We start from the raw sequence: 23172 nt of genomic DNA, 5'->3' as shown, positions 1-23172 counted from the left end.
AGCTCGCCAACGCCTTCGTAGGCCATGTCATTGGGCAGGCGAAGGGTTTGGTTCCTGCCGTTTCAACCGCGGCCATCCGTCACATCTCCCTCCAGCCCCCACCCAGCCTGCCGATTACCCTGCTAATCGCATGCCTCCTCCTCCCCCTCCATCGAGCCCACCACATGAACCCATTCTCCCGTCTGAAAAAAGCCCGGAGCGATCATCAAGGCACCGTCACGGTCAACAGCACTGCCAACGACCTGGACGCCGCCCTCGCCGCCTTACGCATCAGTCCCACCCTGATCACCGGCTTTATCTCGCCGCACCTGGACATCGACGTCATCTGCGCCAAGCTCAAACGCCGCTTTCCCCAATCCACCATCAGCCTGTGCACCACCTCGGGCGAGCTCTGCAATGCACCCAATGTGCTGTATTGCCCCACGGGCGAGCGCTGGGACCGGGTTGTATTGCAGCTGTTCGACGACAGTCTGATCGCCTCGGCCGAAGTGGTGATGGTGCCGTTGGAGTGTGAGGACATTCGCAGTGGCGGTAAGCGGTTGGGGATGCAGGAGCGGATTGCCAAGTTGGTGGCCAACATCAAGCGCGTGCAGGTACGCCTGTCGATCGATCATCGCGATACGTTGGCGTACGTGGTATTCGACGGGTTGTCGGCGTCGGAGTCGTTCTTCATGGAGGCGCTGTATGAGTCGGGGCGGTTCCCTTGTTTGTTCGTGGGGGGATCGGCCGGGGGCAAGTCGGACTTCCAGAAGACGCTGATTCACGACGGTCAGCGCAGCTATCAGAACCATGCTCAGATCGTGTTCCTGAAGACGGCAGCGCAGGTGCGGTTCGGGGTGTTCAAGAGCCAGAACTTCAAACCGGCGGATTTGACCTTCAGTGTGCTGACGGCGTCGGTAGAGGACCGCACGATTGACCAGGTGATCGACAGCAACGGCAATATCAAGAGCATGGTGCAAGCGCTGTGTGATGCGTTCAGTTGCGCCCCCCAGGCGCTGGAGTCAAAGCTGGCGGACTATTCGTTTGCGATTCGGGTGGGCAGTGAGTTGTTCGTACGGTCCATTGCGCGCATCGATTATGAGCAGCAGATCGTGCAGTTGTTTTGCGACGTGGCGCCGGGCGAGGAATTGGTGATGGTGCGACGTACGCCATTGCGTGAGGCGACGCGCCTGGACTATGAGCAGTTCCTGCGCGGCAAGGGTGGCCAGCCGGTGGCGGGGATTTTGAACGACTGCATTTTGCGCCGCCTGAACAACGGCGCCGAGCTGGGCAGCATGGCCGGGATTTTTGGTGATGTGCCGTTGGCGGGTTTTTCGACCTTTGGGGAGATTCTGGGCTTGAACCTGAATCAGACGCTGACGGCGATTTTCTTTTTCCGGGTGGCCAAGGGTGCAAGTTTCAGTGACGAGTACGTGGACGACTTCATCGCCCATTACGGCGAGTTCAAGGCATTTTTCCTACGGCGCCAAGTGAAGAAGCTGGCAGGGTTGAACCATGTGGTGGTCAAGCAGATTACCGCGTTCAAGAACAAGGACTTCAGCAATACCCTCAATACCCGTGGGCTCGACCGCAATATCCTGCAGGTGTTCGAAGGCTTGGCAGACTTGGGCATGGTGTTGGCCCATGCCGAGCGTCAGCAGGAGGACATCGCCGCGCAGCTCAAGCATTACTCGGGTGAGTTGCACGCCTCGATGGATGAGCTGGTGGGTACGATCGACCAGCAGAACGCCGTGTCTACTCAGGCCGGGACAACGGTGGAAGGGCTTTCCAGCCAGGCGGATGTGGCGGTGGAAGGTGCGCGCACACTGGCCGGGTCGAGTTTGCGTATCCAGTCGATCGTGCAGGTGATCCAGCAGATCGCCGGGCAGACCAACCTGCTGGCGCTTAACGCCGCCATTGAAGCGGCGCGCGCGGGCGACCTGGGCCGGGGTTTTGCGGTGGTGGCAGATGAGGTGCGCAAACTGGCAGAAATCACCCGTAAGAATGCGGCGGAAATCGGCGTGGATATCGACCTGCTGTCCAGTGAGATCCAGCGTGTTGCCCAGCAGATCGAAGACCAATCCACCGGGGTCAGCGCGTTGCGGGAAATGCTCGATGCACTGGAGGCGTCGAGCCGCGCGACCGAGGGGACGGCGCAACGTACTAAGAATATTGCGGATACGTTGACTGGGCTGACCCATGGGTAGGGGTAGGTCGAGTCGGCTGGGCTAAAACACTCATCCCCGATAAGCCGCTGCTGCGGCTGACGGATTTGCGGCTTCAGGGCTCAGGATGTTTGATCAGATTGGACAGATGACTGTGCCAGGCCTAACGCGGGCTCAGCTTTTCGCGAGTGCCTGAGCGTGCGTCGAAGAGGGCCTGCGTGTGAGAAGTCTCAGGCATGGAATACGGTGGTATTCATGCATAAAGCTGCCGGAGCTTGCCAGACTTAAAAAGCCAAAAGCCCGCAGTTACGCGGGCTTCAGGGCATCTATCGATAGCCTCTGTTCAAGGATATCGACGGTTTGCAAACCGTAGTCTATGTAACCGCTTCACCAACCACACCTTGACCTCAGCCCCATGGTCACCAATCCTGACGCCCCGATTCCAGTAGCCTTCCGCCATGATGCGCCCAATAGCAAGACCGAAACAGTCTTCCTGTGCTCATACCTCGTCGACTTTAATTGAGCGTTTCATCTTAAAAAAAAACCCGCTGATGCGGCTTTTTTTAAGGATATGCGATTGATCGGTCTGCCAACTATGGCAGCGCTGCGTCAAGCCCAAACACCACCAGTTTCATTTGACCATTTAACTTAAAGTAACCTCTGTTATGAAATTCATAGATCACGCCACGGGTGCGCAACTTGACTGATGAGCCTGAAACTTCTTGCACTGCACCGGAGCTTTGAGTTACGAGAAAAGGGGTGGCATTCACGGTTTTCTTTAGAACTGCATCATCAGTGGATTGAAATTCCATCAGAAAATATCGATAGACAAAAGGAACCGTTGCGCCTCCTGAGTCATACAAGACTTCGTAGATAGCGCCACCCTCATCGACTGGAGTTACTGAGACAACCCGTTCAGGGGCCGGTCGCCAAGGTCCTGACAGGGCGATGAAGAGAGCTTGCCCCACACAGAAAACTAACAATAACCATAGTACCCATTTAATAACCTTGGGATTTTGCATAATTGATTCCGGCCTTGATCCATGCTTGGTCAACTGGATCATCACCATAAGGTGTGTCAGTCCACCATGAGTTGAAGTCAGCCATTGAAGTTCCGGCGATCATTTGCGTTGCTCCGGCGGCTCGTAGGAGTACTGCCTCAGGAATTCCAGCTGCAGTACCGGTAGCACCATAGTTAAAATTCCCAAAGCTTGCAAACTCTCGACCTTGCTGCTTGTAGTCCCAGTCTCCACGATTTCTAACTTTACTGTAAAACCAACCTAACAATAAGGTAACACCACCAACCCTAAAGGACTTTTTTTGCGATTTCGCATCCTCTAGATTCTGTGCCAATGATACTCCTGGCGGTGCAGCTGGGTAGTGTTCAAGACGGATCTGCTCTTCTGCTGCCGCAAGCTCTAATGCAGCATTTGCTGACTGTGCGGTTTCTATGGATGACAGCGTATCCACCTGAGTTTGAAGACGCTTCGCCATTTCGGTGTAAATCTGAGCCAGCTTGAGCGCTTGGAAGCTGTTCGCCCAGTTCGCGAGACGCGATTGATCTACTACCACACTATATCCCTGAGCCCTTACGAATGCACTGGCACTGGTGACTTTGGAATCTAATGCATTGCCGCTATATAGGCCTCTAGCAAAGGAGAGCTTTTCCTCAGCAGCAGACTGCTTTTTCAAAAGCAGTTTAACCACAATATTTTTTTCATTCGTTATTTTTACGGCAGGCGTAGATATATCAAATTTGGACCCGGAGCCTCCCGCATCTTTGATTTCCTTCTCCATCTCTGAATCGATACTAGATACATTTACATCATGCTGTGTATTTATCTCAGCACGTTTTTCGGTCATCCATTCCGCCACATATTCTGTAGCACGTATTAGCCACTCGAGTGTATCGTTGGCCTGCGGATCAATAGGCTCTATTACTTCGCGAACAGTGAGCGGGGAAAGTCGGCGCGCCGCCCAGTAATTTCAATATTAGGAAGTTCAACAGGCATAGCAAATCCTCTCTTAAATTTATAAAAGTGGCAATTACGCTATCTTTTTACGGCCATATTTCAGCGTGAGAAAACTAGATTTTCTTGCGCTGAAATTTACAAAAATCCTGCACTGAGGGCAAGCTGGAGAAACACAAAAAAACAAAATAACGAAGTGTCAATCTAGGCACTGTACGAAATAAGGCTTCGTAAACGCCGCATGGAGCAAGCCAGCGAGACCATTACCTCATAATTTTTTGCGAGCTTGTCAAAACGTGTTACAAACCGGCGATTCTCTTTCAATTAGCCAAACAGACACTCGGTGACATTGCGCTATCGGTACTTAGGCCGGTCGAACAACCTTGCTAAGCCTAGTTTGGGCTTGCGTTTCATTGAGCGCATCGGAATGACGGGCTGCATACGAGCGAGGTCGCAGTACTAACGCAGGGCCTCTGAGTCATGGCCCTTGTCAGCGAACAGCCATTTGCAACGCTTGCGAGGTCGCCCGCGCTGCGCTGAAGGGATCTTGACGCCCTTGAGCAGCGGCTTCGCATAGCTGATATCACTGGCTTGACCACCAGAAAGGTGGAACCGCAGCGGTACCGCGTTGACATCGCAAAGCATGCGGATTTTGGTCGTCAGGCCACCGCGACTGCGGCCTGGAGCATGATCGGCAGGCTCGGCAGGTCCCCTTTTTCCGAGCACCTGATGATGCTTAGGTAGCGCGCACTGCGGTTAAGTCAATCATCCAAGTCTGTAAATCGATCAAGCCTTGCTCATTCAGTCTTAGGTGCAAGCGCTTCAGCATCTGATCGAATGCGCCGTTGTTCCGCCAGTCCTGGAAACATTGATACACGCTTCACCAAGGGCTGAACCGCTCCGGCACACCACGTCACGCAGCACCGGAGTAAAGCACCCACAGCACGCCGTCGAGCATCAGCCGGTCACTCACCCGAGGTCGGCCACGCCTACGTATTTCGATGAAAAGGTCGGAGAGAAGATCCCACGCCTCGTCCGAGATTTCGTACCGCTTCGCCATCACAGAATTCCTTTCCGTTGATGGCCCAGGAATCTACAAAATCCTTAGGGCTGCGGGGCAGTGATTGGGTTTCTCAGAATTTCGTACAGAGCCTAACAAAATGCAGCTCTTTCAATAGCGAGAATAGGCCATTAGCTCGGACATGAAAAAACCGGCAATAGCCGGTTTTCACATGCAGCGCTGTGGAGTCACTCCCACTCAATCGTCGCCGGCGGCTTGCTCGACACGTCGTACGTCACCCGCGAAATCCCTTCGATCTCGTTGATGATGCGGCCGCTCACCGTTTCCAGCAGCTCGTACGGCAAGTGCGCCCAGCGTGCGGTCATGAAGTCCACGGTTTCAACTGCCCGCAGCGCAACGACCCACGCATAACGACGACCATCGCCCACCACGCCCACCGATTTCACCGGCTGGAACACCACGAAGGCCTGGCTGGTCTTGTGGTACCAGTCGGCTTTGCGCAGTTCTTCGATGAAGATGTGGTCGGCGCGGCGCAGGATGTCGGCGTATTCCTTCTTCACTTCGCCGAGGATGCGCACGCCCAGGCCTGGGCCGGGGAATGGGTGGCGATAGACCATGTCGTACGGCAGGCCGAGTTCCAGGCCGATCTTGCGCACCTCGTCCTTGAACAGTTCACGCAGTGGCTCGACCAGCTTCAGGTTCATCTCTTCCGGCAGGCCGCCCACGTTGTGGTGCGACTTGATCACGTGGGCCTTGCCGCTCTTGGCGCCGGCCGACTCGATCACGTCGGGGTAGATGGTGCCTTGGGCGAGGAACTGGATGTTCTCGAGCTGGCTGGCGTGGGCATCGAAGATGTCGATGAAGGTGCGGCCGATGATCTTGCGCTTCTTCTCAGGGTCGGCTTCGCCGGCCAGGTTGTCGAGGAACTGGGCCTCGGCGTCGGCGCGGATAACCTTGACGCCCATGTTCTCCTTGAACATGGCCATCACCTGATCGCCTTCGTGCAGGCGCAGCAGGCCGTTGTCGACGAACACGCAGGTCAGCTGGTCACCGATGGCGCGGTGCAGCAACGCGGCGACCACGGAAGAATCGACACCGCCAGACAGGCCGAGCAGCACGTTGGCCGAACCCACTTGCTCACGCACCTGAGCGATGGCGTCTTCGACGATGTTGGACGGAGTCCACAAGGCTTCGCAGCCGCAGATGTCCTGGATGAAGCGCGAAAGGATGCGACCGCCCTGCTTGGTGTGGGTCACTTCCGGGTGGAACTGCACGCCGTAGTAGCCGCGGGCGTCGTCGAACATGCCGGCGATCGGGCAGCTTGGGGTGCTGGCCAGGACGTGGAAGTCGGCGGGCATCGAGGTGACTTTGTCACCGTGGCTCATCCAGACATCCAGGCCCAGTACGCCATCGGCGTCGATGTGGTCTTCGATGCCGTCGAGCAGGCGGCTCTTGCCGACCACGTCGACGCGGGCGTAGCCGAATTCGCGCAGCTCGGAACCGGTGACCTTGCCGCCCAGTTGCTCGGCCATGGTCTGCATGCCGTAGCAGATGCCCAGCAGCGGTACGTTGAGGTCGAACACGGCCTGTGGCGCGCGTGGGCTGTTGGCTTCGTGCACCGACTCAGGGCCGCCAGCGAGAATGATGCCACGCGGGTTGAAGGCGCGGATCGCTTCGTCGTCCATGTCGAACGGGTGCAGCTCGCAGTAAACGCCGATCTCGCGCACGCGGCGGGCGATCAGCTGGGTGTACTGGGAGCCGAAATCCAGGATCAGGATGCGGTGGGCGTGAATATCGAGGGCCATGACTCAATCTCGTCAGTGGAAATCGGAAACGACGCGGGGCTGTTCGTGACAGCCCCGCTTGAGGATGCGGTTGAAAGCCTCAGCCTACGCGGTAGTTCGGGGCTTCTTTGGTGATCTGCACGTCATGCACGTGGGACTCGGCCATGCCGGCACCGGTGATGCGGACGAACTCGGGCTTGGTGCGCATCTCATCGATGGTCGCGCTGCCGGTGTAACCCATCGAGGAGCGCAGGCCGCCCATCAACTGATGGATGATCGCGGCCAGGGCGCCTTTATACGGCACACGGCCTTCGATGCCTTCCGGAACGAGCTTCTCGGCACCGGCCGAGGAATCCTGGAAGTAGCGGTCCGAAGAGCCTTGCGACTGGGCCATTGCACCCAGCGAGCCCATGCCGCGGTAGGCCTTGTAGGAGCGGCCCTGGAACAGTTCGACCTCGCCCGGGGCTTCTTCGGTACCGGCGAACATCGAGCCCATCATCACGCACGAAGCACCGGCCACGATGGCCTTGGACAGGTCACCGGAGAAACGGATGCCGCCGTCGGCGATCAGGGGTACGCCGGTGCCTTCGAGGGCGGCGGCGACGTTGGCGATGGCGCTGATCTGCGGCACACCGACACCTGCGACGATACGGGTGGTGCAGATCGAGCCTGGGCCGATACCGACCTTGACCGCGTCTGCACCGGCGTCAGCCAGGGCCTTGGCCGCAGCGCCGGTGGCGATGTTGCCACCGATGACCTGCACCTGCGGGTAGGTTTCCTTGACCCAGCGCACGCGCTCGATCACACCCTTGGAGTGGCCGTGGGCGGTGTCGACCACCACCACGTCGACGCCTGCGGCGACCAGCGCGGCCACGCGCTCGGCGGTGTCTTTACCGGTGCCCACCGCAGCGCCGACACGCAGACGACCTTGGTCGTCCTTGCTGGCCAGAGGGTAGGCCTTGGCTTTTTCGATGTCCTTGACGGTCATCATGCCCTTGAGGCTGAACGCGGCATCGACGATCAGGACTTTTTCCAGACGGTGCTTGTGCAGCAGCTCGCGGACTTCGTTCTTGTCAGCGCCTTCGCGCACGGTGACCAGACGCTCTTTGGGCGTCATCACTTCGCGCACAAGGGCTTCGAGGCGGGTTTCGAAACGCACGTCACGGGAGGTGACGATGCCGACCAGGTCGCCGTTTTCGAGAACCGGAACGCCGGAAATGTTGTTCATCCGGGTCAGCTCGAAAAGGTCGCGCACGGTGGCGTCAGCTTCGATGGTGATCGGGTCCTTGACCACGCCCGCTTCGAACTTCTTGACCTTGCGCACTTCGCTGGCCTGCTGCTCGATGGTCATGTTCTTGTGGACGATACCGATGCCACCTTCCTGCGCCATGGCGATGGCCAGACGGGCTTCGGTGACGGTGTCCATGGCGGCGGAAACCAGAGGGATGTTCAGCTCGATGCCACGAGTCAAACGGGTCTTGAGATTGACTTCGTTGGGCAGTACCTCGGAGTAGCCAGGTACAAGGAGGATATCGTCGAAGGTCAGGGCTTCTTGGCTGATACGCAGCATCGCGGGCGGCTCCCGGGCGGGAAAATGGAAGCGCGACATCATACCGATTTACGCCCCGCCGCTCAATGCAAATTCAGCGCCGACTTACCAGCGGCCTACCGTCAGGCCTTCACCGCAGGCGACGGGCGATCCACCTGAACCACGGCGATCGGCTGGTCCAGCCAATCGGCGAACGCGTCGAGAAACGTGGCGCTAAACCCCGCCTCGCCCCAGCCGTTGAAGATGAAGCCCAGATTGGAAAACGCACAGGGCTGCAGGAACAGGAAGCCATTGATGTCGTCTTCATGCCCGCACAGCGGGCAGGTGAAGTTGTCGGTGAGCCCCGGCATCCACTCTTCCAGGCTGTCGAACAACGGCTCGCCCACCTCACGCCGACACTCTGCGCAGCCGGCTTCTTCGAGAAAACCCTGGGTGGGCGTGTAGATGCAGCGGTCGAGCACCACTTCCAGGCCGTTGACCGGCTCGCCGAACGGTAGTCGCTCAGGCTGCAGCGCAACGTTGCGCGCACCGTCGGTCAAGGCGTAGCCCATGCGGTTGCCGGTACTGCCGCAGGTGCTGGGCTGCTCCTCGATCACCCGCTCGCGCACCAGCCAGCGCAGGATTGCCCGGGCGCGGGCTTCATGGGCGATGACGCTGGACATTTTCGGGACGATGATGCGCTGGGAATTCATGACGGGCCTGCGGACTGCGTGAGAGCTGGCAATTCTAACCGCTGATCAAGTGCTCAGGTAGCGACCGATCAGCGCCAGGCCACTGGCCAGCACCAGCCAGGTCACCAGCCGCACGAAGGCCTCGCGGGACAACCGATCACTCAACCGACGCCCCGCCCACAGGCCCGCGAACATCACCGGCAACAGACACAGCGCGAGCATCAGCAGGCCCGCATCGGCATACACCCCGGCAATCAGGAACAGCGACAACCGCACCAAGGTGCTGCAACTGATCAGCGCGCTCTGGGTGGCGCGCACCTGTTCGTTGGCCTGCAGCCGCGCGCTCAGGTACAGCACATAAAGAAAGCCACCACTGCCGAACAGCGCGCCGAACAACCCGCCCACCGTGCCCATCGGCGCCGCCCACCAGCCCGACAGGTGGGCCGGGCGCACCTTCACCGCCAGGCCGTAGATGGCATAGGCCGTGACGAACAGCCCCATCAGCAGCAGCAACAGGTCGGATTTCAACTGCAACAGGAACACCACACCCAAGGTGCAGCCCAGGGCCATGAACGGCAGCAGCCGCAGCAGCTCGCCGCGCACCACATCCCGGCGCGAAGGCAGCAGGTTGCCAAATGCCGCGACAAAATCCAGCAACACCAGCAAGGGAATGATCTGCGACAGCGGCATGAAGTGAATCAGCACAGGGCCCGCCACCAGGGCAGTACCGAAGCCGGCGATGCCGAACACGACATAGGCGGCGGCGATGCCAAACAAAATGGGCAGCCATTCAAGGGGGGTGAACGACAGCTGGGCTAGCATCATGCCAAGTCCTGGTTAATCCGTAACAAACCATGCCTGTGTGGTTGCTCACGTCCTGTAGCGGTCCACTAACGCATGGAGAATCGCAGCCGTTTCCGCATCCAGGACGCCCTGGTGGTCGTCGGGGCGAAAATGCAGCTGAAACGCTCTGAGCAGGCGTTGCCGATAGGCAGCCTCCGGCTGCGCCGGAACACTGTAGCCATACTGGCGCAGCTTGTCGAAAATGGCGCTGTGGTCGGGTAGTTGCCGCGTGAATTGGGCCTGGTAGTCGGTTTTCAGACCCTCGTCGTACCAGGCACCGATGCCTGCTCGATGCAGTTGCAGCCAAGGAAAGGCCGCACCGGGATCACTCTTGCGCCCGATGGAAATGTCGCTATGGCCAAGTACGTGGCAAGGCGTGATGGCTGGATAACGCGCCATGATGTCCTGGCACAGCTGGATCAAGGCGGCGACCTGCTCGGGAGGATAGGCCGGGAAGTCGAATCGCCCGTCGCTTGCCGAAGCGTGATTGACCAACTCGATGCCAATGGCCGAATGGTTCAACCCGCGTTCATTCGCCCAGGCGCTGACGCCGGCATGCCAAGCGCGCTGATGTTCATCGACAAGATTGAAAATCCGCACCTGATCGAAACCTGCGCGTCGATACGTGGGATCGTCAGGCGTGGGCACCAGGTAGTGGGCACTGACGTCGCGGCCCTTGGCCAGTGCGTTGACCGAGGCGTTGAAATGCGCGGCGGTGTAATGGATCACTAGAAAGCAGATGGGTCGTTCACGCGTGTCAAACGCTGTTGAACGATAGGTTGTGTCATCGAGGTCGTACATAGCGCCTCCAGCGTGGTCGGTGCACGCAACCTACGGCGGCGCAGCTGGCTCGGTAAGCCTGGAAATTCGACGCCAATGGTAGGAAAACTGCGCCACCGCGCAGCCGGTGCATCAGAGCGTCATGTCCTTTATGATGCCGGCATGATCAAAGACCCTTTCGACCGGCTCGGCCTGGACCGCGAAGTTCTCACCGTCAGCCAACTCAACGGCCGCGCTCGCGTGCTGCTGGAAGATGTATTCCGCAGCGTGTGGGTGGAAGGCGAAATCTCCAACCTTGCCCGCCCGGCGTCGGGGCATCTGTACTTCACCCTCAAAGACAGCGGCGCGCAGGTGCGCTGCGCGCTGTTCCGGCAGAACGCCACGCGGGTGCGTCAGGCCCTGCGTGACGGCCTGGCGGTACGGGTGCGGGGGCGGGTGTCGTTGTTCGAGGGGCGCGGTGACTATCAGCTGATTGTCGACACCGTCGAGGCCGCAGGCGACGGCGCGCTGCGCTTGGCCTTCGAGGCGCTGAAGGAAAAGCTCAGCGCCGAAGGCCTGTTCAGCGCCGAGCGCAAACGGCCACTCCCCACGCATCCTCAGCGCATCGGCATCATCACCTCGCCGACGGGTGCGGTGATTCGCGACATCATCAGCGTGTTCGGCCGCCGCGCCCCGCAGGTGGAGCTGAACCTGATTCCCACGCCAGTGCAGGGCCGTGAGGCGATAGCGCAAATCGTCCGGGCGCTGCAATTGGCCGACAGCCAGGGCTTCGACGCGCTGATCCTGGCCCGCGGCGGCGGTTCGCTGGAAGACCTCTGGTGCTTCAACGAAGAAGCCGTGGCGCGTGCCGTGGCGGCGTGCGTGACGCCCATCGTCAGCGCCGTGGGCCATGAAACCGACGTATCGATCAGTGACTTCGTGGCCGACGTTCGCGCGCCCACCCCCTCGGCCGCTGCCGAACTGCTTGCCCCGGACAGCAGCGGCTTGCAACAGCGCCTCGAGAGCCTGCAGCGGCGCTTGCTGATGCGCATGCGCAATCGCCTGGCGCATGACCGCCTGCGCGTTGAAGGCCAGAGCCGCCGCCTGCGCCATCCCGGGGAGCGTCTGCGCCAGCAGGCGCAGCGCCTGGACGACCTGGACATGCGCCTGCGCCGCGCCTTCGCGCAAAACAGCAGCCAGCGTCAGCAGCGGCTCAATCGCCTGGAGATGCGCCTGAGCGCGCAGCATCCAGGCCGCGCGCTGAAACTGCTCGATCAGCGCCTGCAAAGCCTCGCCGAGCGCCTGCCACGGGCCATGCGCGAGCTGCTCAAGCACCGCCGCCAGCGTTTGCAGGCACAGGTGCAGACGCTGCAGGTCGTCAGCCCCCTGGCAACCTTGGCGCGCGGCTACAGCATCCTGCTCGATGAGCACGGCAACGCCGTGCGCAGCGCCGCCCAGACCCACAACGGTCAGCGCCTGACCGCCCGCCTCAACGAAGGCGAGCTGAAGGTGCGGGTCGAAGACAATCACCAGACTCCGGTCACGCTTTCCCTATTGGACTGACACATGCCCCGCTCGCTCGCCCCGTTGCTCGCGCTGTGCCTCGCGCTACTCACCCCGCTGGCGCACGCCAGCTACATCACCCGCACCTTGAACAAGCCCGTGCCTGGCGGCGTGGCCGTGGTCGACCTGGGCCCCGGCGCGCAGGCCCCCAGCGCGCGCTTCGACGGCAAGCCGGTGCTGGTGGTCAAGGAACAGGACAACTGGCTGGCCATCGTCGGTCTGCCGCTGACCCAGAAGCCTGGCGCCGCGACGCTGACCCAGGGCAGCCGCAGCCTGCCCTTCACCGTGGGCAGCAAGAAGTATCCCGAACAGCGCATCACCTTGAAGAACACCCGCCAGGTCAACCCGAACCCGGCCGACCTCAATCGCATCGACCGTGAACTGGCCGAGCAGATCAAGGCGTACCGCAGTTTCAGCCCTGCCCTGCCGAGCAACCTCATCCTCGACAAGCCGGTCAACGGTCCGCTGTCGAGCAAGTTTGGCGTGCGCCGTTTCTTCAACGGCGAAGAGCGCAACCCCCACGCTGGCCTGGACTTCGCCGTCCCCGCGGGTACGCCCATCAAGACCCCGGCCAATGGCACGGTGATTCTGATCGGCAACTACTTCTTCAATGGCCAGACGGTGTTCGTCGACCATGGGCAGGGCTTCATCAGCATGTTCTGTCATATGTCGAAGATCGATGTGAAGCCGGGGCAGACGCTGCGCCGTGGCGAGGTGGTTGGCCGGGTGGGCTCCACAGGCCGAGCGACCGGCCCGCACATGCACTGGAACGTGAGCCTCAACGATGCACGGGTGGACCCGGCGATTTTCATTGGCGCATTCCAGCCCTGATCGCCCCCCTGTGTGAGCGAGCGTGCGCGAAGCCCTTCCAGACAACGCGTTCACCCGCCCATTAACGTCCTGGGTGAAAGGCTTCGCGAGCAAGCTCGCGCCTGCACAGTGCAGGGCGCACGCAACCTGTTTAGGTGCAAGCTTGCTCACGATGGGCTGCCTGGCAGCCCTCCTGCAAAAACGCAGAATCACGGACAGACCGTGGTCGTAGCTATCAAGGGCCGCTCTGCAGCCCATCACCCGCAAAACCAAGCCCACCGCGCGCCTGCAGGGGTGCTTGGGGCACGCTTGCCAAACCCGCTCAAGGCGCAACGGCGCTGCCCGCAGACAACACCCAGACCAGGTTGCGCGTTAGGAAAACATTGAACAATAAAATTTAGAAAACAGTTATCAATCCGCTACAAAATCTCAAAAAATTACTTTTACCCAGCATTTATCCCAATTTTTTTCGAACACTTGCCAACCCTGATGCCACTGGTTAGGGTTCAAGCTATGAAAAGCGCCAAAACCCTCATTCTGCTCCGCCAACACCGCAGCCTTTGCCTGGTCAGTGCACGACTACCTGGGTGAATCGCGTCGCCTCGTCCGTTTACCTCGTTTCTGCCGGCAGGCCCGATCAGGCCGCACACTCAAGGATTGCTTCCATGTCCATGCTCAAAGACCCGTCGAAAAAGTACCACGCGTTCCCCACCATCGACCTTCCCGACCGCACCTGGCCGTCCAAGGCCATCACGGCGGCGCCGATCTGGTGCAGTTCCGACCTGCGCGATGGTAACCAGTCGCTGATCGAACCCATGGACGCCGAGAAAAAGCTGCGGTTCTGGAAGACCTTGGTACAAGTGGGCGTGAAGGAAATCGAAGCGTCCTTCCCTGCTGCATCGCAAACCGATTTCGACTTCGTGCGCAGCCTGATCGAAGACGGCCATATCCCTGAAGACACCACCATTCAGGTGCTCACCCAAGGCCGTGAAGACCTCATCGCGCGTACCTTCGAGTCGCTGCGCGGGGCCAAGAAAGCCATCGTCCACCTGTACAACGCCACCTGCCCGTCCTTCCGCCGCATCGTGTTCAACACCGACAAGGAAGGCGTGAAGAAGATCGCTGTGGATGCCGCCAAGCTGTTCGTCAAGTACGCCGCCCAGCAACCCGACACCGAGTGGACGTTCCAGTATTCCCCCGAAACCTTCAGCGCCACCGAGCTGGAGTTCGCTAAAGAGGTGTGCGACGCGGTGATCGAGGTGTGGAACCCGACCCCTGAGCACAAGATCATCCTCAACCTGCCCGCCACCGTCGAAGTGGCCACGCCCAACGTCTACGCCGACCAGATCGAGTGGTTCTGCCGCCACATCAACCGCCGTGACAGCGTGATCATCAGCCTGCACACCCACAACGACCGTGGTACCGGCATCGCTGCCACCGAGCTGGGCCTGATGGCCGGCGCCGACCGTGCTGAAGGCTGTCTGTTCGGCAACGGCGAGCGTACCGGCAACGTTGACCTGGTGACCCTGGCCCTGAACCTCTACACCCAGGGTATCGACCCGCAACTGGACTTCTCCGACATCGATGGCGTGCGCAAAGTGGTCGAAGAGTGCAACCAGCTGCCCGTGCACCCACGTCATCCGTATGTCGGCGACCTGGTTCACACCGCGTTCTCCGGCTCGCACCAGGACGCCATTCGCAAGGGGCTGACCAAACAACAGGACGGCGAACGGTGGGAAGTGCCGTACCTGCCGATCGATCCGGCCGACATCGGCCGCAGCTACGAGGCGGTGATCCGCGTCAACAGCCAGTCGGGCAAGGGCGGCATCACCTACCTGCTGGAACAGGAATACGGCATCAGCCTGCCGCGGCGCATGCAGATCGAATTCAGCCAGGTGGTTCAGGGTGAAACCGACCGTTTGGGCCTGGAGATGACTGCCAAGCAGATCTACAGCCTGCTGCACAAGGAATACCTGCAGGCCAACACCCCGTATGCGCTGGTCAGCCATCGCCTGCAGGAAGAAAACGGCCACAGCGCCGTGGAAGTGGAAGTCGCCGGTGAAGGTGAAACCACGCTGCACTGGCGCGGCAAGGGCAATGGCGCCCTGGAAGCGCTGGTCGCCGGCCTGCCGGTCGCGGTGGAAATCATGGACTACAACGAGCATGCCATTGGCGCTGGTACCCATGCCAAGGCCGCCGCGTACATCGAGCTGCGCGTTGCTGGCGGCCGTGCAGTGCATGGTGTGGGCATCGATGAAAACATCACCACCGCCAGCTTCAAGGCGCTGTTCAGCGCGCTGAACCGCTCGCTGAGCCAGCAGGAAGCCAAGGCGGCCTGATCGCCTCAGTGCCCGTCAGTCAGTGAAAAGCGGTGCCTGCGCGAACCGAAAAGGCGCCGCTTTTTACTGGGCCTTGTGACCGGTTCAAGCCAGAGGCCACTCGCTCGACCGCTTGACGGGCTGGCCTCAGCCTGACCGCCCTCGGTCTCGCACAATAAAAAAACCCGCATCAAACGATGCGGGTTTTTTTATCAGCGCTGGCCAGCGCCTCGTGCGCTGGCGCCAGCCGCTGGGCCAGTCGCACCCAGCAAGCCCCGCGCTTTGCAGGCAGGCGGCAGACGCCCTACTCCTCCAGCAACGCCATCGCCTCGGCGCTGCTTGCCTCGATCCGTGCCCAGTCGCCATTCTTGATCCAGGCTGCGTCCAGCATCCACGTGCCGCCAACGCACATCACATTGGGCAACGCCATGTAGCTGCGTGCATTGGCCGGATTGACGCCGCCAGTGGGGCAGAAGCGGATGTCACCGAACGGCCCGGCGAAGGCCTTGATCGCTGCCGCGCCGCCGCTGATTTCGGCCGGGAACAGCTTGAAGCGGCGATAGCCCAAGGCGTAGCCGCTCATGATTTCCGACGCCGTGCTGATGCCGGGCAACAACGGGATGTCGCTGTGCACGCCGGCTTCAAGCAGCGCCGCGGTGATGCCCGGGGTGACCACGAACTGCGCACCGGCGGCTGCGACGGCGTGGAACATGCTGCCGTCCAGCACCGTGCCGGCGCCCACGCACAGCTCTGGGCGCTGTTCACGCAGTACTTGGATCGCCTTGATGCCATGGGCCGAGCGCAAGGTGACTTCCAGGGTGCGGATGCCCCCGGCGGCCAGCGCATCGGCCAGCGGCAGGATGTCCTGTTCGCGGGCGATGGTGATGACCGGCAGGATGCGCGCCTGGGCGCAGATCGCGTCGATGCGCGCGGTCTTCTCGCTCATGCTCAGCAACGGTTGTGGGCGTTCGAGGGTGGTCATGTCTGATGATCCTTGGCTCATGGGCACCAGTAGATGTCCAGGGGGTCGTGAAGAAACGCGTGAATCGGCATGCGCTGCGCATCGGTCGCGAGCGCGGCGCGCAGCGCGGCGAGCTTGCCTGGGCCTTGCACCGACAATGCGGTGAACGCGGCGCTGGCCAGCAGAGCGCGGGTCATGCTCAGGCGCTGGTGCGGCACGCTGGGGGCCAGCATCGGCAGGCAGCGGCGCGGGCTGTGCGGGTCGAGCCCTTCGCTCAGGTGCGGGCTGCCGGGGAACAGTGAGGCCGTGTGGCCATCGTCGCCCATGCCCAGCACCAGCACATCGATCGGCGGCAGCTCGGCCAGGGCGGCGTCGGTCAGTTGCGCGGCACGCTCGAGGTCAGCTGCAGGCTGGTACAGACCGAAGAAGGTGGCCTGGGCCGCCGCGCCCTGCAACAGGTGACGGGCCAGCAAGCCGGCGTTGCTGTCTTCGTGCTCCACCGGCACCCAGCGTTCATCCGCCAGGCTCACGGTAACTTTCGACCAGTCCAGCGGCTGCTGCGCCAGTTGCTCAAGAAACGGTACCGGGCTGCGCCCGCCCGACAGCACCACGCAGGCGTGGCCCTTGTGCTCGATGGCCGAGCGCAAGCGTTGGGCCACGTCATTGGCCAAGGTCGAGGCCAGTACGCTCGAGTCCGCCAGTTGATGCGTCTGCACGCCCTCTGGCAATTGCAGGTCAGATATCGCCATACCACGCCCTCCCATCTCGGGTGATCAATGCAATCGAGCTCATCGGCCCCCAGGAACCCGCGGCATAGGGTTTGGGCGCATCGCCGCTGCGTTGCCAGCCAGCGATCAACTGGTCGCACCACGACCAGGCGTGCTCGATCTCGTCCTTGCGCACGAACAGGTTCTGGTTGCCGCGCATCACCTCAAGCAGCAGGCGTTCGTAGGCATCCGGAATCCGCGCACTGCGCCAGGTATCGGAAAAATTCAGTTGCAGCGGGCCACTGCGCAGGTGCATGCCCTTGTCCAAGCCTTGCTCTTTGGTCATGACCCGCAGGGAAATGCCTTCGTCCGGTTGCAGGCGGATGACCAGCTTGTTGCCGACTTCCTGGCGCTGCTCGGGGGCAAAGATGTAGTGCGGGGTTTCCTTGAAGTGGATAACGATCTGCGACAGCTTCTGCGGCATACGCTTGCCGGTGCGCAGGTAAAACGGCACGCCCGACCAGCGCCAGTTGCGGATGTCGGCGCGCAGGGCGACGAAGGTTTCGGTATCGCTATGGGCATTGCAGTTGTCTTCTTCGAGGTAGCCCGGCACGGGTTTGCCGTCGCTGTAGCCGGCGATGTACTGGCCACGCACCACGCGGCTGGCCAGGCTTTCGCCGGTGATCGGCGCCAACGCCTTGAGCACCTTGACCTTCTCGTCGCGGATGCTGTCGGCCGAGAGGTCGCTGGGCGGGTCCATGGCGATCAGGCAGAGCAACTGCAGCAGGTGGTTCTGGATCATGTCGCGCAGCTGGCCGGCCTTGTCGAAATAGCCCCAGCGCCCTTCGATACCCACCTTCTCGGCCACGGTGATTTCCACGTGGGAGATGGAATTCTGATTCCACTGGGTCTCGAACAGGCTGTTGGCAAAGCGCAGCGCGATAAGGTTCTGTACCGTTTCCTTGCCCAAGTAATGGTCGATGCGGTACACGCGATTTTCCGGGAAGAACCGTGCGACGGCGTCATTCACCCGGCGCGAGGATTCCAGGTCATGGCCGATGGGCTTTTCCAGCACCACGCGGGTGTGGCTGGCCAGACCAGCCTCGTGCAGGTTTTCGCAGATCGCGCCGTATACCGCAGCCGCCGTGGCGAAGTAGGCAATCAGCGGCCGCTCGGCCGGGGCCTGCTCGGCCAGGGCGAGATAGCCGCCGGGCTCGAGGAAATCCAGGTGCTGGTAGCCCAGCCGGCCCAGGAAGCGCGACAGCGCCTCAGGCTCAAGATCGTCCGCTGGCACGTAGCGGCGCAGGTGGGATTCGATGCTGTGCAGGTGCGCATCGACCGTACCGACTTCGCGCGCCAGCGCCAGCACGCGGGTGTCGGCGTGCAGCAACTGTGCACGGTCGAGCTGGTACAGCGCAGGGAACAGCTTGCGCAGGGCCAGGTCGCCCAAGGCCCCAAACACCGCGAGGGTGCAAGGTTCAACACTGATAAGCGCCATAAATGTGGTTCTTTTATAGAGTTAGGGTAGAGATACCGGTTTCAAACCTGATTTTCAACCATCGATGTAGTAAATCTAACAACATATGGCAGTTTTCCCTTTCACAAGTGGTACACGCCGCTGACCGACAGTAGGATAGACGCCACTGTAAAAAGCCAATCGCCCCGGGCGTTGGCCGCCTCATCGACCCAAGGACCCCCCATGGACCGCGTGCGAAACCTTCTGGAACAGATCCAGGGACGCCTCGACGACCTCAACAAGGCTGAACGCAAAGTCGCCGAAGTCATCCTGCTCAACCCGCAACAGGCCACCCGTTTCAGCATCGCCGCACTGGCCCAGGCCGCCAAGGTCAGCGAACCGACCGTCAACCGCTTCTGCCGCTCGTTCGAGGTCAGCGGCTACCCCGAACTCAAGCTGCAGCTGGCGCAGAGCCTGGCCAGCGGCGCGGCCTACGTGAGCCGTGCGGTGGAGCCGGACGATGACCCGGCCGCCTACACCCAGAAAATCTTCGGCAGCGCCATTGCCTCCCTCGACAGCGCCTGCCAGCAGATCGACCCGCAGCAGATCAGCCGCGCCGTCGACATGATGATCCAGGCCCGGCAGATCCACTTCTGCGGCCTTGGCGCCTCGGCGCCTGTCGCGGTGGATGCCCAGCACAAGTTCTTCCGCTTCAACCTGGCCGTCTCGGCCCATGCCGACGTGCTGATGCAACGCATGCTCGCCTCGGTGGCCCACACCGGCGACCTGTTCGTGATGATTTCCTACACCGGGCGCACCCGCGAGCTGGTGGAAGTGGCGCGCACCGCGCGGGAAAACGGCGCCTCGGTGCTGAGCCTGACCGCTGCCGGGTCCCCGTTGGCCGAGGCCAGTAGCCTGAGCTTGTGCATTCCGCTGCCTGAAGACACCGACATCTACATGCCCATGACCTCGCGGATCATCCAGCTCACCGTGCTGGACGTGCTCGCCACCGGCATGACCTTGCGCCGCGGCGTGGATTTCCAGCCGCACCTGCGCAAGATCAAGGAAAGCCTCAACGCCAGCCGCTACCCCATCGAGGACGAGCCGCTCAACTGAGCCGGTGCGCCTGCAGGCGCAACTGCGCCTGTTCGCCCGGCGCCAGGCTCAGGCCCTCGTTGCAGCCACTGGCTGCTTCGACGCAGACAAAGCCGCGCGCCTCGCGTCCCGTCACCCCTACCAGCGGACGACTGCCCGGGTGCCAGACCACCGTGTCGTCGCCGTCGCTGGTGTCAATGCACAACGCCCGCTGCCAATCCGCATCCTGCACCTGGACCTCGGCCATGCCGGGGTACACCCGCTGACAGCCGCCGTGCACTTTCAACGCCCCGGTCTGGCGACAGGCGCTGCGGTTCATGTGGTCGTAGCCTTCAACGTTTTCGAGCCCGGACAGCGCTATCTTCGACACGTGACTGATACGCCAGTAGGCCAGCAGGGCGTGGCTCAGCTGACAGGTTTCACTGTCTTGATGTTCGGTGGTGAGCACCAGCTCCATGGTGCTGGAGAGCCGCGCACGCAGCTCGACCTGCCAATCGCACAGGCGCAACTGCCAGGTGAGGCTGACGCCCGCCTCGTCTTGCTCGCTGCTCAGCAACTCCCAATCGAGCAGCCGCGCCCAACCGTGAGTCGGCCACAGGTCTTCACTGGGATGGCGCCCGTACCACGGCCAGCACACCGGCACGCCACCGCGAATGGCGCCCACATGCGGCCATTGCGCCGCGCACCACAGCCACGGCAGTTCGCCAGTCGGCTGAAAATGCAGCAGTTGCCCCCCTTGACGGCTGAACACCGCCTGGCAGCGAGGGTGATCGATCACCAGGACATCACGCTGCTGATGACGCGTCCACTCAAAGGTCGGCCTGGGCCGGTCGGGGCTGAAGAGGCAGTGGAGTGGATGTTCGGGCATGGGTTTGAAGCTCTTGTTGTAATGGAATTCGCGACCTCTACCAGCCACGACTCAAGCCGTGGCTGGTAGAAATCAACCGCCAAAGCGGCCACAAGAAAAGTGCGTAAAGTTACAACAAATCACCTCAGAATGACGACTGAATCTTCAGGCCGGCCACCAGCGCGTTGTCCACTTCATCCACCGCACCGGGGCTCTTGATGTATTGCAGGTTGGGCCGCACGGTCAGCCAGTTGGTGACGTGAAAGCCGTAATACAGCTCGGCGTTGTACTCGGTGCGCTGCAGCGGCGTGAAGCGCGGGTTGTCGTAATCGTCCACCCCGAGCTGGGCATTGAGCTGTTCTGCGCGCTTGCGCACGTCGTCGTTGACGTGGATGCGCGCGACACCAAAGCCGATGTCGTCCTTGGGCCGAGCATCGAACGCGCCTTTGTAGACCAGGCCAACCTGCTGGTAGTTGTCCACCACGTTGGTGGCCTTGTCGTGCACGGTGAAGTTGGCGAACAGGTTCAGGCCGCGGCTGGCATCGCCGTTGTGTGCGGTGACCTGCTGCTGCGCCACCACCCACCAGCCGTGCTTGCTCGAATGCGAACGGAAGCCGTCGCCGCTGATGCCCTGGGCGTTGTCATTGACGTCGCGGTACACATCCGTGGCCGAGGCCGTGCTGTAGTAGTAGCCCAGGCGGTACTCGCCCGGCAGCCCGTTGACCTGCGGCTGCCACACCGCCTCGACCGGCAGGATGACGCCCTTGGTGCCGCTGCCGCTAAGCTTGAAGCCGTTGCCGGTCTCCAGATTCGAGGGGTTCTGCTCGAAGGCGCCGACCTGCACGAAGAAGTCCGGCGCGATGTTGTACTTGACCCGCAGCGCCCACTGGCTGACCGGCCAGTTGTACCAGATGCCACCGACCCAGTTGCCCACCTGCGAACCGCAGAACGCCAGGTTCTGGAAGTCGCAGGGGAAGCTGTTGAATTCCTCGCCCGGGCCGAACTGGCCGAATTTCACGTCCAGTGCTCCATCGAAGTACTTCTGCTTGACCCACATCTGTGTCAGTCGCCAGGTCTGGCCGCGCCCCCAGACCTCCTGCACCGAACTGAACTGCCCGGCACGCGGGTCACTGATGCGGTCGTTGGACAGGTTGCGGCCACTGCGCTCGGTAATCGCCAGCTTGAACTCGGCGTCATGCCAGCCGAGGATCTTTTCCAGGTCCAGGTGCGCGCCAAGGGCGAACTGGTCGCTGTAGCGCGCGGTGCGGTCATGGTTGTAGCCACCGCGCAGATTGCCGGCCACTTCGCCGACGTAGTCGAGGGTGAAGTCATAGCCCTTGTCCAGCAGCTCGGTGCGGGTGCCGCCCCAGTCTCCGGTCATCCATTTCGAGTCGCTGGAAAACGCCTCGGCCGCCTGCGCCGCGCCGCTGCCGACGGCAGCCAGCAGGGCCAGCGAGCCCAGGGTGGTGATGCGATTGCGATGCTCCATTGCGGTACGTCCTTCTGTTGTTGTTATTCCGGTGCGCCGACGGCGTTCAAGGCTGCGGCGCTGGCGGGCTGGGACAGGCTGGCCGGGCGGTCCACGCGCGCGCCACTCTGCGCGTCGAACAGCAGCACCCGGGCGGGATCGAATTGCAGACGCAGGCTGTCGCCGACCCGGCATGCCACATCCGGCGCCAGGCGGCAGCAGACCTTGCTGCCATTGAGCGTGACGAACACCAGCAGGTCAGGCCCAGTCGGTTCGATCACGTCGACCTGCGCGCTCAGCCCTGGCAAACCGTTGCCCTGCTCCGGGCCCAGCGCGATCTGCTCGGGGCGAATGCCGAGGATCACCGCCTGCCCCGCCGCTTCCACGGGCGCTGCGACCGGCAGCTCGCAGCGCTGCCGGCCGCTGTCGAGCTCGGCCAGCACGCGGCCGTCCTGAACGATCAGCGTGGCCGCAATGAAATTCATCGGCGGCGAGCCGATGAAGCTCGCCACGAACTGGTTGGCCGGGTCGTTGTAGATCTGCTGCGGGGTGCCGAACTGCTGGATGATGCCGTCCTTCATCACAGCCACCTTGTCGCCCAGGGTCATGGCTTCGATCTGGTCGTGGGTGACGTACACGGTGGTGGTTTTCAGGCGCTGGTGCATCAGCTTGATCTCGGTACGCATCTCCACGCGCAACTTGGCGTCGAGGTTCGACAGCGGCTCGTCGAACAGGTAGATCTGCGGCCGCCGTGCCAGCGCCCGGCCCATGGCCACGCGCTGTTGCTGGCCACCGGACAGCTGGCCGGGCTTGCGCTGCAGCAGGTGTTCGATCTGCAACAGGCGGGCGACACGGCCCACCTCCTCGTCGATGGCCGCCTTGGGCATCTTGCGGATCTTCAGGCCGAAGGCGATGTTTTCGCGCACGGTCATGGTCGGGTACAGCGCGTAAGACTGAAACACCATGGCGATGTCACGGTCCTTCGGGCTCATGCCACTGATGTCGACGCCTTCGACCAGAATCTCGCCGCCACTGATTTCTTCGAGCCCGGCGATGCAGTTCATCAGCGTGGATTTGCCGCAGCCCGAGGGGCCCACCAGGATCAGGAACTCGCCGGAATCGATCGCCAGGTCGATGGCTTTGAGGGTGTCTGGCAGACCGCTGCCATAGCGTTTGTTGACGTTACGAAGTTGCAAGCGTGCCATG

18 protein-coding genes and 1 pseudogene are annotated in these 23172 nt (G+C 61.6%); 5 read left to right on the top strand and 14 right to left on the bottom strand.

The features are described from left to right. The first annotated feature begins 164 nt into the window (after positions 1-164). Positions 165-2186 (top strand): methyl-accepting chemotaxis protein, encoded by a 2022-nt coding sequence (locus tag SJI00_RS20615; RefSeq protein WP_322463524.1) that lies wholly within the window; start codon positions 165-167, stop codon positions 2184-2186. A gap of 551 nt (positions 2187-2737) precedes the next feature. On the opposite strand, the gene SJI00_RS20610 is transcribed toward SJI00_RS20615, so the two are convergent. The 8 genes and pseudogenes from SJI00_RS20610 to SJI00_RS20575 all read right to left on the bottom strand — a co-directional run bounded on the left by SJI00_RS20610 (position 2738) and on the right by SJI00_RS20575 (position 10783). Continuing rightward, positions 2738-3166 (bottom strand): hypothetical protein, encoded by a 429-nt coding sequence (locus tag SJI00_RS20610; protein WP_322463515.1) that lies wholly within the window; start codon positions 3164-3166, stop codon positions 2738-2740. Then, positions 3144-4007 (bottom strand): polymorphic toxin type 44 domain-containing protein, encoded by an 864-nt coding sequence (locus SJI00_RS20605; protein ID WP_322463514.1) that lies wholly within the window; start codon positions 4005-4007, stop codon positions 3144-3146. The genes SJI00_RS20610 and SJI00_RS20605 overlap by 23 nt, the downstream gene beginning before the upstream one ends. A 311-nt stretch (positions 4008-4318) precedes the next feature. Then, positions 4319-5174: pseudogene (locus tag SJI00_RS20600) on the bottom strand (IS5 family transposase). 188 nt (positions 5175-5362) lie between these two features. Beyond that, entirely contained in the window at positions 5363-6940 is a 1578-nt protein-coding gene (gene guaA, locus SJI00_RS20595; RefSeq protein WP_322463513.1) for a glutamine-hydrolyzing GMP synthase, read from the bottom strand. Positions 6941-7019: 79 nt separating this feature from the next. Then, the gene (guaB, locus tag SJI00_RS20590) at positions 7020-8489 is read right to left on the bottom strand and encodes an IMP dehydrogenase (protein ID WP_322463512.1); all 1470 of its coding nucleotides are present in this window, start codon (positions 8487-8489) and stop codon (positions 7020-7022) included. 101 nt (positions 8490-8590) lie between these two features. Continuing rightward, the gene (locus tag SJI00_RS20585) at positions 8591-9160 is read right to left on the bottom strand and encodes a sugar ABC transporter ATPase (RefSeq protein WP_322463511.1); all 570 of its coding nucleotides are present in this window, start codon (positions 9158-9160) and stop codon (positions 8591-8593) included. 45 nt (positions 9161-9205) lie between these two features. Continuing rightward, positions 9206-9961 carry a sulfite exporter TauE/SafE family protein gene (locus SJI00_RS20580; protein WP_322463523.1) on the bottom strand — a complete coding sequence of 252 codons (756 nt, stop codon included), beginning with the start codon at positions 9959-9961 and terminating at the stop codon, positions 9206-9208. A gap of 48 nt (positions 9962-10009) precedes the next feature. Next, positions 10010-10783 (bottom strand): N-acetylmuramoyl-L-alanine amidase, encoded by a 774-nt coding sequence (locus tag SJI00_RS20575; protein ID WP_322463510.1) that lies wholly within the window; start codon positions 10781-10783, stop codon positions 10010-10012. 141 nt (positions 10784-10924) lie between these two features. Between SJI00_RS20575 and xseA the strand changes: the two genes are divergently transcribed. The 3 genes from xseA to leuA all read left to right on the top strand — a co-directional run bounded on the left by xseA (position 10925) and on the right by leuA (position 15453). Then, entirely contained in the window at positions 10925-12304 is a 1380-nt protein-coding gene (xseA, locus tag SJI00_RS20570; protein WP_322463509.1) for an exodeoxyribonuclease VII large subunit, read from the top strand. Between the two features lie 3 nt (positions 12305-12307). Continuing rightward, a complete protein-coding gene (locus SJI00_RS20565) occupies positions 12308-13135 on the top strand; it encodes a peptidoglycan DD-metalloendopeptidase family protein (protein ID WP_322463508.1) in 828 nt (275 codons plus the stop codon). Positions 13136-13779: 644 nt separating this feature from the next. Beyond that, the gene (gene leuA / locus SJI00_RS20560) at positions 13780-15453 is read left to right on the top strand and encodes a 2-isopropylmalate synthase (protein ID WP_322463507.1); all 1674 of its coding nucleotides are present in this window, start codon (positions 13780-13782) and stop codon (positions 15451-15453) included. A gap of 283 nt (positions 15454-15736) precedes the next feature. On the opposite strand, the gene SJI00_RS20555 is transcribed toward leuA, so the two are convergent. Genes SJI00_RS20555 through zwf form a run of 3 tightly spaced genes read right to left on the bottom strand, consistent with a single transcriptional unit; the run spans position 15737 to position 18598 of the window. Then, positions 15737-16414, bottom strand: coding sequence for a bifunctional 4-hydroxy-2-oxoglutarate aldolase/2-dehydro-3-deoxy-phosphogluconate aldolase (locus SJI00_RS20555; RefSeq protein WP_322463506.1), 678 nt, complete (start codon positions 16412-16414; stop codon positions 15737-15739). A 17-nt stretch (positions 16415-16431) separates the two neighbouring features. Then, a complete protein-coding gene (pgl, locus tag SJI00_RS20550) occupies positions 16432-17142 on the bottom strand; it encodes a 6-phosphogluconolactonase (RefSeq protein WP_322463505.1) in 711 nt (236 codons plus the stop codon). Beyond that, a complete protein-coding gene (gene zwf / locus SJI00_RS20545; protein WP_322463504.1) occupies positions 17129-18598 on the bottom strand; it encodes a glucose-6-phosphate dehydrogenase in 1470 nt (489 codons plus the stop codon). Before zwf ends, pgl begins: the two co-directional genes overlap by 14 nt. Before the next feature lie 210 nt (positions 18599-18808). Between zwf and hexR the strand changes: the two genes are divergently transcribed. Beyond that, positions 18809-19672: a DNA-binding transcriptional regulator HexR gene (gene hexR / locus SJI00_RS20540; RefSeq protein ID WP_322463522.1), complete on the top strand. Its 864-nt coding sequence runs from the start codon at positions 18809-18811 to the stop codon at positions 19670-19672. Here the strand turns inward: hexR and SJI00_RS20535 are convergent. The 3 genes from SJI00_RS20535 to SJI00_RS20525 form a co-directional block, all read right to left on the bottom strand. Beyond that, entirely contained in the window at positions 19665-20519 is an 855-nt protein-coding gene (locus SJI00_RS20535; RefSeq protein WP_322463503.1) for a D-hexose-6-phosphate mutarotase, read from the bottom strand. The genes hexR and SJI00_RS20535 overlap by 8 nt on opposite strands. A gap of 124 nt (positions 20520-20643) precedes the next feature. After that, a complete protein-coding gene (locus SJI00_RS20530) occupies positions 20644-21987 on the bottom strand; it encodes a carbohydrate porin (protein ID WP_322463502.1) in 1344 nt (447 codons plus the stop codon). 23 nt (positions 21988-22010) lie between these two features. After that, on the bottom strand, positions 22011-23171 hold the full coding sequence (locus SJI00_RS20525) for an ABC transporter ATP-binding protein (RefSeq protein ID WP_322463501.1): 1161 nt from the start codon (positions 23169-23171) through the stop codon (positions 22011-22013). Position 23172: the final 1 nt, after the last annotated feature.

The sequence above is a fragment of the Pseudomonas gebzensis genome, from assembly GCF_034427815.1.
Lineage (GTDB): Bacteria > Pseudomonadota > Gammaproteobacteria > Pseudomonadales > Pseudomonadaceae > Aquipseudomonas.
The sequence above is the reverse complement of the archived record's forward strand: the minus strand, read 5'-3'. Positions and strand labels throughout refer to the sequence as shown.

Coding starts and splice junctions, on each gene's coding strand:
- zwf (WP_322463504.1), bottom strand. CDS start 18,598: ATGGCGCTTATCAGTGTTGAACCTTGCACCCTCGCGGTGTTTGGGGCC.
- SJI00_RS20615 (WP_322463524.1), top strand. CDS start 165: ATGAACCCATTCTCCCGTCTGAAAAAAGCCCGGAGCGATCATCAAGGC.
- SJI00_RS20565 (WP_322463508.1), top strand. CDS start 12,308: ATGCCCCGCTCGCTCGCCCCGTTGCTCGCGCTGTGCCTCGCGCTACTC.
- SJI00_RS20605 (WP_322463514.1), bottom strand. CDS start 4,007: ATGACCGAAAAACGTGCTGAGATAAATACACAGCATGATGTAAATGTA.
- guaB (WP_322463512.1), bottom strand. CDS start 8,489: ATGCTGCGTATCAGCCAAGAAGCCCTGACCTTCGACGATATCCTCCTT.
- SJI00_RS20525 (WP_322463501.1), bottom strand. CDS start 23,171: ATGGCACGCTTGCAACTTCGTAACGTCAACAAACGCTATGGCAGCGGT.
- SJI00_RS20585 (WP_322463511.1), bottom strand. CDS start 9,160: ATGAATTCCCAGCGCATCATCGTCCCGAAAATGTCCAGCGTCATCGCC.
- SJI00_RS20575 (WP_322463510.1), bottom strand. CDS start 10,783: ATGTACGACCTCGATGACACAACCTATCGTTCAACAGCGTTTGACACG.
- SJI00_RS20610 (WP_322463515.1), bottom strand. CDS start 3,166: ATGCAAAATCCCAAGGTTATTAAATGGGTACTATGGTTATTGTTAGTT.
- SJI00_RS20535 (WP_322463503.1), bottom strand. CDS start 20,519: ATGCCCGAACATCCACTCCACTGCCTCTTCAGCCCCGACCGGCCCAGG.
- guaA (WP_322463513.1), bottom strand. CDS start 6,940: ATGGCCCTCGATATTCACGCCCACCGCATCCTGATCCTGGATTTCGGC.
- SJI00_RS20555 (WP_322463506.1), bottom strand. CDS start 16,414: ATGACCACCCTCGAACGCCCACAACCGTTGCTGAGCATGAGCGAGAAG.
- SJI00_RS20580 (WP_322463523.1), bottom strand. CDS start 9,961: ATGCTAGCCCAGCTGTCGTTCACCCCCCTTGAATGGCTGCCCATTTTG.
- pgl (WP_322463505.1), bottom strand. CDS start 17,142: ATGGCGATATCTGACCTGCAATTGCCAGAGGGCGTGCAGACGCATCAA.
- leuA (WP_322463507.1), top strand. CDS start 13,780: ATGTCCATGCTCAAAGACCCGTCGAAAAAGTACCACGCGTTCCCCACC.
- xseA (WP_322463509.1), top strand. CDS start 10,925: ATGATCAAAGACCCTTTCGACCGGCTCGGCCTGGACCGCGAAGTTCTC.
- SJI00_RS20530 (WP_322463502.1), bottom strand. CDS start 21,987: ATGGAGCATCGCAATCGCATCACCACCCTGGGCTCGCTGGCCCTGCTG.